At 58.6% G+C, this 14,261-nt stretch carries 13 protein-coding genes; 7 read left to right on the top strand and 6 right to left on the bottom strand.

Annotated features, from left to right (window positions below; all coding sequences use genetic code 11):
• The first annotated feature begins 5 nt into the window (after positions 1-5).
• The 6 genes from SLH49_RS13705 to SLH49_RS13680 all read left to right on the top strand — a co-directional run bounded on the left by SLH49_RS13705 (position 6) and on the right by SLH49_RS13680 (position 7,051).
• Positions 6-1,406, top strand: coding sequence for a sigma-54 dependent transcriptional regulator (locus SLH49_RS13705; RefSeq protein WP_320269690.1), 1,401 nt, complete (start codon positions 6-8; stop codon positions 1,404-1,406).
• Positions 1,406-2,782 (top strand): Trk system potassium transporter TrkA, encoded by a 1,377-nt coding sequence (trkA, locus tag SLH49_RS13700; protein WP_320269689.1) that lies wholly within the window; start codon positions 1,406-1,408, stop codon positions 2,780-2,782. Before SLH49_RS13705 ends, trkA begins: the two co-directional genes overlap by 1 nt.
• Positions 2,782-4,302, top strand: coding sequence for a TrkH family potassium uptake protein (locus SLH49_RS13695; RefSeq protein ID WP_320269688.1), 1,521 nt, complete (start codon positions 2,782-2,784; stop codon positions 4,300-4,302). Before trkA ends, SLH49_RS13695 begins: the two co-directional genes overlap by 1 nt.
• 115 nt (positions 4,303-4,417) lie before the next feature.
• Positions 4,418-4,651 (top strand): RNA chaperone Hfq, encoded by a 234-nt coding sequence (gene hfq / locus SLH49_RS13690; protein ID WP_007204924.1) that lies wholly within the window; start codon positions 4,418-4,420, stop codon positions 4,649-4,651.
• A gap of 2 nt (positions 4,652-4,653) precedes the next feature.
• Positions 4,654-5,931 carry a GTPase HflX gene (gene hflX, locus SLH49_RS13685; protein WP_320269687.1) on the top strand — a complete coding sequence of 426 codons (1,278 nt, stop codon included), beginning with the start codon at positions 4,654-4,656 and terminating at the stop codon, positions 5,929-5,931.
• 94 nt (positions 5,932-6,025) lie between these two features.
• Positions 6,026-7,051, top strand: coding sequence for a serine hydrolase domain-containing protein (locus tag SLH49_RS13680; protein WP_320269686.1), 1,026 nt, complete (start codon positions 6,026-6,028; stop codon positions 7,049-7,051).
• 55 nt (positions 7,052-7,106) lie between these two features.
• On the opposite strand, the gene SLH49_RS13675 is transcribed toward SLH49_RS13680, so the two are convergent.
• On the bottom strand, positions 7,107-7,502 hold the full coding sequence (locus SLH49_RS13675; protein ID WP_320269685.1) for a DUF1801 domain-containing protein: 396 nt from the start codon (positions 7,500-7,502) through the stop codon (positions 7,107-7,109).
• 273 nt (positions 7,503-7,775) lie between these two features.
• On the opposite strand from SLH49_RS13675, the gene SLH49_RS13670 reads away from it, so the two are divergent.
• A complete protein-coding gene (locus SLH49_RS13670) occupies positions 7,776-8,591 on the top strand; it encodes an alpha/beta hydrolase (protein WP_320269684.1) in 816 nt (271 codons plus the stop codon).
• An 88-nt stretch (positions 8,592-8,679) separates the two neighbouring features.
• Here the strand turns inward: SLH49_RS13670 and SLH49_RS13665 are convergent, their stop codons facing one another.
• From SLH49_RS13665 to SLH49_RS13645, 5 genes are read right to left on the bottom strand one after another with little or no spacing between them, the layout of a single operon-like run.
• Complete coding sequence (locus SLH49_RS13665) at positions 8,680-11,142, bottom strand: penicillin acylase family protein (protein WP_320269683.1); 2,463 nt, start codon at positions 11,140-11,142, stop codon at positions 8,680-8,682.
• Positions 11,143-11,196: 54 nt separating this feature from the next.
• The gene (locus tag SLH49_RS13660) at positions 11,197-12,498 is read right to left on the bottom strand and encodes a branched-chain amino acid ABC transporter permease (protein ID WP_320269682.1); all 1,302 of its coding nucleotides are present in this window, start codon (positions 12,496-12,498) and stop codon (positions 11,197-11,199) included.
• A complete protein-coding gene (locus SLH49_RS13655) occupies positions 12,495-13,505 on the bottom strand; it encodes a branched-chain amino acid ABC transporter permease (protein ID WP_320269681.1) in 1,011 nt (336 codons plus the stop codon). The genes SLH49_RS13660 and SLH49_RS13655 overlap by 4 nt, the downstream gene beginning before the upstream one ends.
• Entirely contained in the window at positions 13,505-13,930 is a 426-nt protein-coding gene (locus SLH49_RS13650) for a hypothetical protein (RefSeq protein ID WP_320269680.1), read from the bottom strand. The genes SLH49_RS13655 and SLH49_RS13650 overlap by 1 nt, the downstream gene beginning before the upstream one ends.
• Complete coding sequence (locus SLH49_RS13645; protein ID WP_320269679.1) at positions 13,930-14,256, bottom strand: hypothetical protein; 327 nt, start codon at positions 14,254-14,256, stop codon at positions 13,930-13,932. Before SLH49_RS13645 ends, SLH49_RS13650 begins: the two co-directional genes overlap by 1 nt.
• Between the last annotated feature and the right edge of the window lie 5 nt (positions 14,257-14,261).

Below are 14,261 nucleotides of genomic sequence, written 5' to 3'. Positions count from 1 at the left end.
ACGATATGGGCGATATTCTGATCACAGATGACGAACGCGATATCCGTGAGCTAATTTCGGAAATCCTGCAGGATGAAGGGTTTACGACCCGTCTTGCAGGTACGTCCGACGCCTGCATGGCTGAAATTGCGGCGGAGCCGCCCGCGCTCATGATCCTCGATATCTGGCTGAAAGACAGCAATATGGACGGGATCGACATCCTCAAGGCCGTGAAACGTGATCACCCGGATATCCCGATTGTGATTATCTCGGGCCACGGCAACATCGAAATCGCCGTCGCCGCGATCAAGCAGGGCGCTTATGACTTCATCGAAAAGCCGTTCAACATCGATCAGTTGCTGGTTGTCATTCGCCGTGCGATGGAGACATCGCGCCTGCGCCGCGAGAACCTTGAGCTGAAGCGTGGCGAGGTGGCGAGTGCAGAGATGCTGGGCGAAAGTGCTGCTTTCCGTACGCTGAAATCGCAACTTGATAAGGTCACGAAATCAAATGGTCGGGTGATGCTGACCGGACCGGCGGGCGCGGGCAAAGAGATTGCAGCGCGCTACATCCACGCCAATTCCAATCGCTCTTCCGCGCCCTTTATCACGGTCAATTCGGCTTCTATCGCGCCGGAACGGATGGAAGAGGTGCTCTTTGGCCGTGAAGACAGCGGGCGCGGGATCGAGCCCGGCTTGCTGGAAGAGGCGAATGGCGGTGTCATCTACTTTGACGAAGTGGCCGACATGCCTTTGGGAACACAGTCCAAAATCCTGCGGGTGCTTGTGGAACAGCGCTTTCAGCGGGTGGGCGGCACGGACAAGGTGCAGGTCGATCTGCGCGTGATCTCCAGCACCAACCGTGATCTGCCCTTGGCGATTGAGGCGGGGACCTTTCGGGAAGAGCTCTATCACCGTCTGAATGTTGTGCCGATTGCGGTGCCGTCGCTGGAAGAACGGCGCGAGGATATTCCGGTGTTGGCCGAACACTTCATTGAGGTGTTCAACAAAGCTCAAGGGTTGCCTATGCGCGATCTGGCTGATGATGCGCGGGCGCTGCTGCAAACCATGCTCTGGCCCGGTAATGTGCGCCAGTTGAAGAATGTCGTTGAACGCGTTCTTATTCTTGGGGAAAATACTGGTGATATCGAGGCCAAGGAACTGCCGGCCACAGAAGAAGCGGGTGCCGAAGAAGGCCGGATTGTGCTGGGTGGCGGGCTCGCCACTTTGCCGCTACGCGAGGCGCGCGAGCTTTTTGAGCGTGAATATCTGCTCACGCAGATCAACCGCTTTGGCGGCAACATCAGCCGGACGGCGTCCTTTGTCGGCATGGAGCGGTCGGCCTTGCACCGCAAGTTGAAGTCTTTGGGCGTTGTCACGACCAATAAGGCCGGTGGCCGCGTGGCTTACGTTGAAGGCGAAGCCTGATGAAAGTCATCATTTGCGGTGCGGGTCAGGTCGGCTGGCAGATCGCGCGCCATTTGTCCGGCGAAAACAACGATGTGACGGTGGTTGATAACAACCCGGAACTCGTGCGCCGCGCGACAGATACGCTGGATGTGCAGGGGATCGCGGGCTTTGCAAGCTATCCCGATATCCTCGACCGCGCCGGGGCGCGTGATGCCGACATGGTGATCGCCGCGACCCATTCCGATGAGGTGAACATGGTGACCTGTCAGGTCGCTCATTCGGTTTTTGCAGTGCAGCGCAAGATCGCGCGGCTGCGTGCGCAAAGCTATCTGGATGCGATCTATTCCGACCTCTACCGCCGCGATCATCTGCCGATTGATGTGGTGATTTCGCCGGAAAAGGAGGTTGCGGACGCCGCCCTGCAACGGCTCGCCGCGCCAGCTGCGTTCGACACGGAAAGCTTTCTTGAGGGCAAGGCGCAGCTTTTGGGGATCACGATTGACGAGGATTGCCCGGTCATCAACACACCCTTGCGACAGTTGACCGATCTCTTCTCAACACTGCGTGCCGTGGTCGTGGGTATCCGGCGCGAGAGTGCGTTGTTCGTGCCCTCATCCGGCGATCAGATCTTTGCGGGCGATGAATGTTATGTCTTCAGCCACACCGAGGACATGACCCGCACGCTTGAGATTTTCGGGAAGACCCAATCGAAACAAGAGCGTATCGTGATCATCGGCGGCGGCAATGTCGGCCTGGGGGTAGCGCAGGCGCTTGAAACCCGGACTGAACGTGTGCGTGTCAAGATGATCGAGCGCAACCGCTTTTGCGCCGAACGGGCCGCTGACGCACTGGACCGGACCATCGTGCTGAATGGCGACGGGCTGGACAGCGGCCTCTTGGAAGAGGCGAATATCGCGACCGCTGACGCCGTTCTTGCGGTGACGGATGACGACAAGACCAATTTGCTCGCCTCGGTCCGTTCCAAGGAGATGGGCTGTCCGATGGCGATCACGCTCATCAACGACCCGACACTTGTGCCGCTGATGACGCCGCTTGATATCGACGCCTATATCAACCCGCGCGCCACGACCGTGAGTTCCATCCTGCGCCATATCCGGCATGGGCGTGTGCGCGGCGTCTATTCGATTGGGGACGCGGAGGCCGAGGTGATCGAGGCGCAGGTGCTCGGCACATCGCCCATTGCCGGACAGAAGATCAAAGAGGTCGACTTCCCCGAAGGGACGTTGATCGGGGCGGTGATGAAACAGGGCAAGGTCATCAAGCCGACGAGTGAAATGCGGATCGAAGAGGGCGACGTGATCGCAATTTTCGCTATGACTGAAGACGTGCCTGAGGTGGAGCGCCTGTTGCAGGTGTCGATCGACTTTTTCTGATGCAACAGATCGTCCGCCTGCCATTCTTCGTCGTCCTGATGGGCATCGGGGCCATCGCGATGATCGTCCCGGCAGGCCATGCGGCGGTGATGGAAGACTTCACCACCATGCGGGTGTTCTTCTATGGCTTCATCCTGTTTTCCATCCTGACCGTGTTGATTGCGCTGGCCACGTCGGGCTACTCACCGGCCAATGTGGCGCGCAGTCAACTGGTTGGGCTTCTGTCGGCCTTCTCGGTTCTGCCAGTGATGTTTGCGATCCCGTTTTACGTTGCCGTCGGCAACACAACCTTCGTCAATGCCTGGTTTGAGATGGTGTCGTGCTTCACCACCACAGGGGCCACCGTGTATGACACGGCCGGGCGGCTCACACCTTCACTCCATCTCTGGCGTGGTCTTGTTGGCTGGTTGGGCGGTTTGTTGATCTGGGTCACGGCCATCTCTATCTTTGCACCGATGAACCTCGGCGGGTTTGAGGTACGCGCGACCGCAAGTGCAGGGCAGGGCGCGGCCCGCAGCTACACCCAGATCGACAAGATCGCCGATCCGTCAGAGCGACTGCTGCGCTACACTCTGACGCTGACACCGATCTATGCGGGTCTGACGCTGCTCTTGTGGATCGGCCTGGTGGTAATGGGAGAGTTTCCCTACATCGCACTGATCCATTCGATGTCCACCTTGTCGACATCGGGTATCTCGCCCATCGGCGGGCTTTACTTTGCAGCATCCCGATTCTGGGGTGAATTTCTGATCTTTCTGTTCTTTGTCTTTGCTTTGTCGCGACTAACATTCAGCAAAGGCATGATTGGTGAGGGCGGCAAGGGGCTGCGCCGGGATCCGGAATTCATCACGGCACTCGTCTTGATCGGGACGGTGACACTGCTCCTATTTCTGCGCCACTACATCGGTGCTGCCGACCAGAACGAACCCGCACAATTGCGAGAGGTAGGCGCGGCACTGTGGGGCGCGCTTTTCACGGTCACATCGTTTTTGACCACAACCGGCTTTGAATCCCATTTCTGGGACGGCGCGACCGTCTGGTCCGGCCTGCAAACGCCGGGATTGTTCCTAATTGGCATGGCGCTGATCGGCGGCGGCGTCGCCACCACAGCAGGCGGCGTGAAGCTCTTGCGAATTTACGCGCTCTACCGCCATGGCGAGCGCGAACAGGAGCGGCTTTTGCATCCGTCCTCAATTGGCGGCGGCGGGCGCGAGGCGCGGCGGGTGCGCAAGCAGGGGGCCTTTATCTCGTGGGTCTTCTTCATGCTATTCGCGCTCAGCATTGCGGCTGTCATGTTGATGCTGTCACTGACTGGCGTGCAGTTTGAAACCTCCATGGTGCTGGCGGTCTCTGCACTCTCTACAACCGGGCCTCTGGCGACCGTGGCGGCAGAAACCCCCATCGCCTATTCGGGCATTCCGGATCCGGCCAAGGTGATTTTGGCGGCGGCCATGGTTCTGGGGCGGCTGGAAACGCTCGCGATCATCGCGCTTTTCAACCCCGAAATCTGGCAGCGATAAGCCCCGACAAAGGTTTAGCTTTTTTGGGCTAGAAACTCTCAAAAGCACGCGACATACTGACCATTCAACCAGGGGGGCCGGTGCGCGGCCGTAAAAACAATAAAAGGGTGTCGTAATGGCCGCCGACAAAGCGAATCTGCAAGACGCGTTTTTGAATCATGTCCGGAAGACAAAAGTTCCGGTGACGATTTTCTTGGTCAATGGCGTGAAGTTGCAGGGTGTCATCACATGGTTTGACAGCTTCTGTGTGCTGCTCCGCCGCGATGGGCAGTCGCAGCTCGTCTATAAAAGCGCGATTTCAACCATCATGCCCGCCCAGCCGATCAGCCTTTACGAAGGTGAAGAGTAACCTTGCTTGAACATGCGCGCCCGGTCACGCGGGCTTGGGTGCTGCATCCTGATCTGAAAAATGCAAGCGGACGACGCGAAGCGGAGCCGGCATTGGCGGAAGCGGTGGCGTTGGCCGCAGCCTTGCCTGATCTTGAAGTGGTGGGTTCCGATATCGTGCGCCTGTCACGCGTCCAACCGGGGATGTTGTTCGGCAAAGGCAAAATTGACGAACTGAAGGCGGTCTTGAAGGCGGCGGAGGTGGAACTTGTCCTGATCGATGGCCCCGTCACGCCGGTGCAGCAGCGCAATCTGGAAAAGGCATGGGGCGTCAAACTGCTCGATCGGACGGGGCTGATCCTGGAGATTTTCAGTGACCGCGCACGGACCTCTGAAGGTGTCTTGCAGGTTGAGATGGCGGCTTTGTCTTATCAGCGGACGCGTCTGGTGCGGGCCTGGACCCACCTTGAACGCCAGCGCGGCGGCCTCGGCTTTGTCGGCGGTCCCGGTGAAACGCAGATCGAGGCGGACAGGCGCGCCATTGATGAGCAGCTGAACCGGCTGCGCAAACAATTGGCCAAGGTCGTGAAAACGCGTGAGTTGCACCGTGCCTCGCGCGCGAAAGTGCCTTTCCCAATCGTGGCCCTCGTCGGCTACACCAATGCGGGCAAATCCACCTTATTCAACCATCTGACAGGGGCAGAGGTGCTGGCCAAGGACATGCTCTTCGCCACGCTTGATCCCACGATGCGCAAGATCGTCCTGCCGACAGGCGACGAGGTCATCATGTCTGACACGGTGGGCTTTATCAGCGCGCTGCCCACCGAACTGGTCGCTGCGTTCCGGGCGACATTGGAAGAGGTTCTCGACGCTGACCTGATCCTGCATGTCCGCGACATCAGCCATCCGCAGACCGAAGAACAGGCGGCGGATGTGCATGCGATCTTGCAAAGCCTTGGCGTGGCTGAAGAAGCGTCGATTATCGAGGTCTGGAACAAGATCGATCTGTTGGAGGGCGAAGCGCATGATGCGGCGCTGACGCAGGCGGAACGCACGGATGACCTTTTCGCGATGTCTGCCGTGACGGGTGAGGGGATGACGACGCTCCTCTCTGCGATCCCCGAAAAGCTGAAGGACCCGCGCACAGCTGAGACGCTCACCTTGGGTTTCGCAGAAGGCCGCAAACGCGCCTGGCTTTTTGAAGCGGGTATCGTGATCGAGGATATGCAGACCGAGGACGGGTACCGGATGAGTGTGTTCTGGACCGCGTTGCAGAAAGAGCGGTTTGACCGATTGTCGTGAGAGCGGCATTTGACGCACCTTTCCGCGATAGTGTGGCTTTCCGCCTGCTATGCCTGCACAAAAGCGTTGGCGGAAACGCAAAACGAGCATGGAAATGAAAACCCCGATCCTCGCTATGACACTGGCTCTCCTTGCCAGCTTGGCCTTGGCCGACATAACCCCGCGCGAAGTATTGTCACAGGCGATGTCTATCGAGCGGCCCGTCGTCGCTGCGGCGCGTGATCATCAGGGGGCTTTCACGGTTGAAAGCGGAGTCGAAATCACGACCGAAGGCGCGGATGAGATTGTCGATCTCGGCTCAATTACCAAGACCGTGACCGCCATTGCGACGCTGCATCTGATTGAGGAAGAGGGGTTTTCGGTGCAAAGCACTTTGGCCACGCTCTTGCCCGATGTTCCGAGCGATAAGGCCGGTATCACGCTGCATCAATTGCTAACGCATTCATCCGGTATTTTGGAATCCACTGGAGATGACGGTGAAGACTTGTCACGTGATGAATTTTTGGCGCGCATCTTTGCCGCGCCGCTAGATGCGGCGCACGGCGCGACGTATGCTTATTCCAACGCTGGTTACTCACTGCTCGCCACTGTGATCGAAGTGCAAAGCGGGATGGCGTATGAGGACTACCTCATTGATAGGGTTATTCCTCAAGACAATGCGCTTATTGGCTACGCCCGCGCCTATGACGAGGACCGTGCGCTGACAAGCAACAGGATCTGGCTGACCGGTTTCCAAAGACGGCCTGTGGCGGAGGCCAGTTGGCAAGGGGCTGCGCCCGGTTGGAACCTGATTGGCAATGGGGGGCTGGTCACGACTGCAGAAGGGTTCCTGACCTTCTGGGCGGCGTTCCTGAACGGCGAAATCGTAAGCGCTGACTACGTTGCAGCCGCCCTGACACCGCATGTCGATGAGGGGAACGGGACGCTTTTCGCCGGCTATGGCCTCGTTGTCGAACCCCTTGCCGATGGTAACGTCTTGTACTGGCACGATGGCGGCAACGACATCTTCTCTGCAGAATGGCGGCATTTCGCGAAGACCGGCGACACCTACTTCACCGCGGGGACGGGCGAGTCAGCGTTTGATGCGATGGCGCGCGTGATGGCTGCGACATCGCCTTGACAGGGCTGGCACGGGCGTCCCATTGAAGGCGTCTTTGGGCCTTTGGGAGAGCCGTTTAGACCAGCCGTTCCAGTTGGCCCTTGCGCTTGTAGATGTTCTTGTAGTCCCACTGGATCATCCGACTCTTTTCGAGCCACCGCGCAAGGTCAGACACGTTAACCTGTTCGACCGATGTATAGCGGATCGAGGCATCCTTGAACTTGCCCGTCCCTGGCTTCAGGCTCGGTTCGTCAAAATCGGCACCGCTCCAGAACATCAGCCGAATGCAATCTTTAAGCTTGCTGTAGCCAACGATGGGATTGCTCTCCAGAAACCACACCGGATTGCGATGCCATATCTTGCTCTCGGCATCTGGTAGCCCGCGATCTATCGCCGATCGCAAGGCGTCGCAGATCGCCCTCTCATCTGTGGACTGCGCAGCATGGAATGCGTCGATGGTGGTTAACGTCATTCGTTCACTCTAGCAGAAATCAACATTCTGCGGAACATGGAGTGCGGGTATCGGGGTCTTTGAAGCCGGGAACGTGAAGGATAGTGTGCTGACTGGGGGCGTTGCCAATTGAGTGTGTTCGGGACTAATTGCCGAGGCAGTGGTTTAGGTGGATTTAGTGCCCAGATCATGTTTGCGAGACAGACTTGCCGTTTGCCATGGCCGACCAAATGGTTGCTATCGCAATACCTGGTCAATTCAGAAGAGCATTCGTGCTGAGTAAGGTGAGTTTGAATGACCAGTTGGAAACTAGACGAGACCTATGTGACGGTGGCAGGCTCGGTTGCTGCGGGTCGCGCTGGCGATGGGCCAGACTTGGTGCTCGCGCATGGTTGGCCTTGGTCGTCGTTTTCATGGCATCGGATCATACCGGAATTGGCAAAGTCCTTTACCGTCCACTGGTATGACATGCCCGGATATGGCCAATCGGCAAAGTCGGACAACCAACGAACGTCGCTGGATGTTCAAGGTGAAGTATTTGCCGAGATGTTGGCGCACTGGGACTTATCAAGGCCGCGCGTCGTCGCGCACGATTTTGGTGGGGCAACGACGCTCCGAGCGCACTTGCTCCATGGGTGTGACTTCGAGAAGTATCTGCTGATGAACGTCGTGGCGATGCGTCCATGGGGATCTGATTTCTTCGATCACGTCGGGCGACACGTTGATGCGTTTCAAGGTTTGCCACTGTACATCCATAAGGCTGTGGTTTCAGCTTATGTCGGAGGCGCTTTGGTCAGTGATATCTCGGTTGAGGACCTTGATGCTTTGATCGCCCCTTGGCTTACCGAAGACGGCGCACTGAGTTTTTATCGCCAGTTCGCCCAGGCAGACGAGAGGTACACAGCAGAAGTCGAACCTTACTTCGGTGAAGTTCGCTGCCCCGTTAAAATCGTGTGGGGCGAAGGCGATCCGTGGATTCCTCTCGAAAGGGGGCGGGCGTTACATCAGATCATGCCAAACGCCGAATTCGCTGCTATCCCCGGTGCAGGCCACATGCCGCAACTCGAAAAGCCCGCTGCGGCTATAGGAGAAGCTCTGAGTTTCCTTTGACATGCCATGTCACAGAAGCGGCCATTTATTCATGCTGCATCATTCGTTGCCAATGGTACTTTTCGGCCATCTCCGTGTTGGATAACACTCAACTCTCCGGTCTGAGCACCGTAACCCCCACAGCTGCCGCCCGGGCGAGGTCCGGATCAAGCGACATCGGGATGTATTCTCCGCGCCGCCAGAGCTCGCCTAGATTATCGTAGTGGCGTGATAGCGGGTGGCCGGATTGGCCGGTGGAGATGATAAAGACGGAGCTGTCGGGATCGGCGAAATCGTAGACGCCGCGATAGCCTGCCGCGTGGACGTTCTGGAACGGGTTTGGCCCGGTGCCGGAGGTGCGGCCCCGTTGCAGCGTGTTATCGCCGCCGCTGGTGGATTGGCGGATATTGACGACCCATTCCAGGATCGGGGTTTGGCCCAGGACGGGATGATCATGGGTCGCCTGATGGGCATCGCCCCAGCGGACGGCCTCCACCGCCTCTCCATGGTTTTCGTTGATCCAGAGGATGGCGTCATCCAGCGCCTGGCGGGCAATTTCGGTGCAGGTTTCAACCGGAGCGGACTGGATCACATCGCACCAGATGCCCGCGCCGTCAATGTCGCGAAACACCCGTTCGATGAAGACCGGATTGGGATGGGTGAACTCTGCGGCCAGTGGCCCCAATTCGTCCCGGATAAGACGCTCCTGAAAGGCGCGAGCCCAGGCAGAGTAGATCAGCGGTTCGGGCAGATGCTCATTCATCTCTCCGTTCCAAGAGGAGAGTAGGTTCAGTGCGATCTGGCGTTGGCGCTCGGGCGTGCCTTCGGGTGCCGCGTCGCCAGTGAACCACAGATCGGCGCCCATCAGCGTCGAGAGTGTGCGGGCGGTGAAGCTGACCGTGTCCAACTGTGCCTCGATGAAGCTATCGCGGGTATGCACCTCGCGCGCCTGCATCAAGCGGCGCCAACGGTTGATGCGTTGCGTGTCGCCCCACAGAAATGAGACATGTTGAGGGAAGGGCCGATCAATTGTCTTGTTGTTAGTATTGCCGATGATCCCGCCTTCCGGGTTCGTAAACTCGGGATTATCGCTGTAAGGAAAGCGACCCTGCCAGCGGTTCTGGGCCAGATAGCCGAAGGCCGGGAAACGACCCTGACTTTGGTGGTCCGGATCGCGGGCGGGCAGGGCGCCGATGGTCTTCATCGCGATACGGTTGCGATCAGCGAGCGTGAGGTTTTGCGCGGGGGCGATGTAGGTCTCTGCTGCGTCAATCGCGTCATCCACATTGCGTGCGCGCATCAGTGCCATGCCTGCGGACATCGACGTGTCGCGGTCGGACAAAGCGCTCCAGGCAATGGCCGTCACATGGCCCGGGGGCGTGATTGTGCCAAGGTTGAACTGATCGCCTGGCATGACTGGGCCGTTCACTGTCCAGCGCAGCCGCAGTGTCACCGCGGGCGCGTCTTTGACATTGATGACAGAGTCGCGACTGCGGAACGTGTTCCACCCGTCAAGGCCGCGATATTCGTTCGGGTTGTTGGGGTTCACCTCTTCCAGCACGATGTCCTGATCATCTACATAGGCAGAGGTAATGCCCCAACCCAACGCATCGCTGCGCCCGGCAAGGACCAACGGCATGCCGGGGATCGTTCCGCCGATGATGCCACCAGTCGAAAGCTCAAGTCTTGCGAGATACCAGATCGAGGGCGCGGTCAGGCCCAGATGCGGGTCACTGGCCAGGAGGGTGGAGCCGCTGGCGGAGCGGGTCGGATCCGCAGCCCATGCATTCGACGCGCCTGCAAGTGGTGGACGGTTGAACGGCGCGAGCGGGTCCTCTGCTTGCCGCATATTGGCAGTGTAAGTGGGCACACCCGGCACGAGGGCGGCATATTCTGGCAGGGCCGCCACACCGTCAGACGGATCATCGGGCAGAATGTCCCGCAGCCGGTCATTGTCGATGATCAGCGAAGTACGGGCGCGCAGGACTTCACTTTCCAGATGCGAGGAAAGCTGCAGCGCCATGAGCTTCTGGATCGCGATGGAATCCGCCGGTTGCCAAGGAGATATTGGATGATTGAAAAGCCACATCTCTGGCGCACCGCGCCCCCGCGCGCCAGCATTGACCTCTGCCAGCCAGGCATTCACGCCTGCGGAATAGGCGTTCAGCGCGGCCTTGGTCCCGTCATCCTGCGCGTTCACCGAAGACACTGAGAGTGTGTAGATATCAAAGCGACGTAGGACCTCATCAATGCCAAGTGTGCGTTCGCCAAAGAGTTCGGATAGCCGCCCTTGCGCAGTACGCCGCAGCATCGTCATCTGCCAGAGCCGGTCCTGTGCATGGGCATAGCCGAGCGCGAAATAGACGTCATTGTCAGACGCACCGAAGATATGGGGGACATTTGCGTTGTCCCGCACGATCTCCACCGGAGCCGAGATGCCGCGCACAGTGCTTTCGGCATTGTATTCGGGCAGGGAACGGGACGCGAAGTAGTAGGCGAGCGCGATCAGCCCGACGCCAAGAATGATCAGTCCTGTTGCCAGCCGCACCAGCCAGCGAAAGATGCGCGCCATAGGGTCCTCTGTGCTTGGGTGCCTCGTTTTACCAAGGCGGGCGGGCAGGGCAAGTCAGCGTTCGGGGATCAGGCCGCGCGGGCTGAAGCGCAGCACAAGCAGCAGGATCAGCCCCATGGTCAGCAGCCGCATATGCGCCGCCGAGTCGATCAGTCGTTCGCGCAGAGCGCTGTCTTCAGCAAGGCCACTGCTGATGATGTTCATCAGACCAAGGCCAAGCGGCTCAACCTGCACCCACAGCCACCAGATCAGCATCCCGCCTAGGATCGCGCCGAAATTGTTGCCAGAGCCGCCGACGATCACCATCACCCAGATCAGGAACGTAAACCGCAGCGGCTGATAAGTGCCGGGTGTGAGTTGGCCGTCAAGCGTCGTCATCATCGCACCTGCGATGCCGCAAATGGCAGAGCCGAGGATGAAGATTTGTAGATGACGACCTTTGACGTCCTTGCCCATCGCCTCTGCCGCGACTTCATTGTCGCGGATGGCGCGCATCATGCGGCCCCACGGGCTATTCAGCGCCTTCTGCGCGAGCCACAGGATGATCAGCAAGACGATGGTGAAAAGGACCGCATAGCCGATCTTGGTGTAAAGCGTGGAGGCGGTCACGGGGTCGAGGCCAAGGCTCGCCGCGCGTTCGACAAAGCCGGGATCGTTCTGCAGGTCAATCTCGTAAGGAACCGGGCGGTCAAGGCCAATCACGTTTTTTACGCCGCGGGCCAGCCAGTCCTCATTTTTAATGATGGCAATTATGATCTCGGCAATGCCCAGGGTCGCGATGGCCAGATAGTCAGAGCGCAGGCCAAGGGCGGTTTTCCCGATCAACCAGGCCGCGCCTGCCGCCAGCAGCCCGCCAGCAGGCCAGGCCAGAAGGATCGGCAGGTTCAGCCCGCCCAGATAGCCGCTGACGGCGGGGTTGACGGCCTCAACGGCCGCCTTGCCGGGGTCGAAGACCGCGCGATAGATGAAGAAACCGCCAATCAGGATGGCCAGCGTTGCGAGAGTCTTGGTGCGCCCGGTCAGCCGCTTTTGCGCCATGACAGCGGCAACAACTGTCGCGGCCCCCAGAACCAGCCCTGCGATGATGCGCAACCCACCTGCTTGCCATGCTTCCGGCACCGGCGGGGTTGAGATCAGCACAGCGGCGAGGCCGCCCAACGCCACAAAACCCATGACCCCGATGTTGAAGAGCCCCGCAAAACCCCATTGCAGGTTCACCCCCAGCGCCATGATGGCCGAGACAAGACCCATATTCAGGATCACGAGGGCAGAGTTCCAACCCTGAATGATACCGGTGCCCACAAGCAGGACGCCCACGAGCGAAAACAGGAATGTGTTTTTGATGGCAGGGTTCATACGGATTGCCCCTTGAACAGGCCCGTCGGTTTGAAGAGCAGCACGATCACAAGGATAGCGAAGCTGACGGCGAATTTGTAATCGGTAGACAGAAGCTGGACCAATCCGTCAGGTTCCAGCGGTTCCGGCAGCAGGTAAGTCAAGACCTTTTTCCAGGCATAGGTGATCGTGACCTCGCTGAAGGCGATCACAAATCCACCCGCGATGGCCCCAATCGGGTTGCCGAGACCACCCACAATGGCAGCGGCGAAGATGGGCAAGAGAAGCTGGAAATAGGTGAAGGCGCGGAAGGACTTGTCGAGGCCGTAGAGCACGCCTGCGGTCGTGGCGAGGGCGGCCACGATCATCCAGGTGACCTTGACGACCCAGTCAGGGTTGATGCCGGAGAGGAGCGCGAGGTCCTCATTGTCCGAGAATGCCCGCATCGATTTGCCGGTGCGGGTCTTGTTGAGAAACCAGAACAGCAGCGCCATGACCGCGAAGGCCACGACGACTGTGATCACCTGCGTGGTCTTGATCGCCAGCCCTTCATCAAGGCCGGTCATCGTGCGGAACTCACGGGCGGTGATCAGGAACCGTTCGCCATCGGCAAAATTCACCTCACGCACGCCGATGATGAAACGTACGATCCCGTTCATCACAAACATTACGCCCATGGAGACGATCACGAGGATGACGGGAGAGGCTTTTTGCTGGCGGTAAAACTTGTAGACGGCCCAATCAGTTCCCAAGAGCAGTAGGATCGTTGCCCCAATCCCGATGGGCAGGGCGAGCAGGGCTGTGGGCAGGGGGCCAAAGGTGATGCCCAGCCCGGTCAGCGCGGTTGTGACGATGATCGTCATCGCTGTGCCAAAGGCCATCGTGTCGCCATGGGCGAAGTTCGAAAAGCGCAGAATGCCGTAGATCAGCGTGACGCCAAGCGCGCCGATGGCCAATTGCGCGCCGTAGGCAAGACCGGGGACGAAGACGAAATTGGCAAAGGCCACGAGGGCGTTGAGAAAGTCCATTAGCTCAAAGCCCTCTCACATTTGCCATACGCTGCCAGACCGCTAGCTAACTCGCGGTCGTCAACGATAATTGTTACAGATCCGGTTAATGTGAATTCCAGATTATTGAATATTGCCATACTGAAACCGGCTCGGCGGTCTGTTGCCCCGGAAATACCAACCCATAGTGTCAGGTTTGAGTTTTCGACCAAGTCCAATTGAAGTTGAGCTTCTTCCGGTTGTTCGTCCACGCTACCGATGTATATCCGGCCTTTATCTTCATCAATTGTCACAAGGTTTGGTACTTCACGATGGCTGCAACCTGAATGGTTCCAACAGCTTTCCGTGGTCGTGCAAACGAATTGGTCTGCAAATGCGCTTGAAGAGAGCGACAGTGTAACCAAAATCAATGCACTTTCTGCAATATGTCTAAGTATATTCGTCACTATTGAATCTCACATTGCCCTGCCAGCCGTTGACCCGCGCGCATGTCGGTAAAGACGGCTGATCCATCAGGCTGAACGACAAACATCACGTTCGACCCGCTAAGACCTTCGCCCCAGAAACCGCGGACATCGCCCATCAGGATTGGTTCAGCTGGAAATTGCGCCTCACCCATCCGCACCATCGTCACTTTGCGGCGGGGTGGTTCGCCTGCATTGTGAGCAGGGGCGAATTGGGTGCGGTCGATGGTGAAGTTGACGGGCGTGCCTTGCAGATCGCAGGTGATCGTTTCGGCCATTGCTGGGGCGCCAAACGCTAAGAAGAACATCGCCA

It is taken from the genome of Cognatiyoonia sp. IB215446, from assembly GCF_033963825.1.
Lineage (GTDB): Bacteria > Pseudomonadota > Alphaproteobacteria > Rhodobacterales > Rhodobacteraceae > Yoonia.
Note: the sequence above shows the minus strand (reverse complement) of the source record. Positions and strands in the feature narration are given on the sequence as shown.

Excerpts from the sequence above, each read along its gene's own strand:
- SLH49_RS13670 (WP_320269684.1), top strand. The coding sequence starts at position 7,776 with ATGACCAGTTGGAAACTAGACGAGACCTATGTGACGGTGGCAGGCTCG.
- SLH49_RS13675 (WP_320269685.1), bottom strand. The coding sequence starts at position 7,502 with ATGACGTTAACCACCATCGACGCATTCCATGCTGCGCAGTCCACAGAT.
- SLH49_RS13695 (WP_320269688.1), top strand. The coding sequence starts at position 2,782 with ATGCAACAGATCGTCCGCCTGCCATTCTTCGTCGTCCTGATGGGCATC.
- SLH49_RS13705 (WP_320269690.1), top strand. The coding sequence starts at position 6 with ATGGGCGATATTCTGATCACAGATGACGAACGCGATATCCGTGAGCTA.
- SLH49_RS13660 (WP_320269682.1), bottom strand. The coding sequence starts at position 12,498 with ATGAACCCTGCCATCAAAAACACATTCCTGTTTTCGCTCGTGGGCGTC.
- SLH49_RS13645 (WP_320269679.1), bottom strand. The coding sequence starts at position 14,256 with ATGTTCTTCTTAGCGTTTGGCGCCCCAGCAATGGCCGAAACGATCACC.
- SLH49_RS13665 (WP_320269683.1), bottom strand. The coding sequence starts at position 11,142 with ATGGCGCGCATCTTTCGCTGGCTGGTGCGGCTGGCAACAGGACTGATC.
- trkA (WP_320269689.1), top strand. The coding sequence starts at position 1,406 with ATGAAAGTCATCATTTGCGGTGCGGGTCAGGTCGGCTGGCAGATCGCG.
- SLH49_RS13680 (WP_320269686.1), top strand. The coding sequence starts at position 6,026 with ATGAAAACCCCGATCCTCGCTATGACACTGGCTCTCCTTGCCAGCTTG.
- SLH49_RS13655 (WP_320269681.1), bottom strand. The coding sequence starts at position 13,505 with ATGGACTTTCTCAACGCCCTCGTGGCCTTTGCCAATTTCGTCTTCGTC.
- hfq (WP_007204924.1), top strand. The coding sequence starts at position 4,418 with ATGGCCGCCGACAAAGCGAATCTGCAAGACGCGTTTTTGAATCATGTC.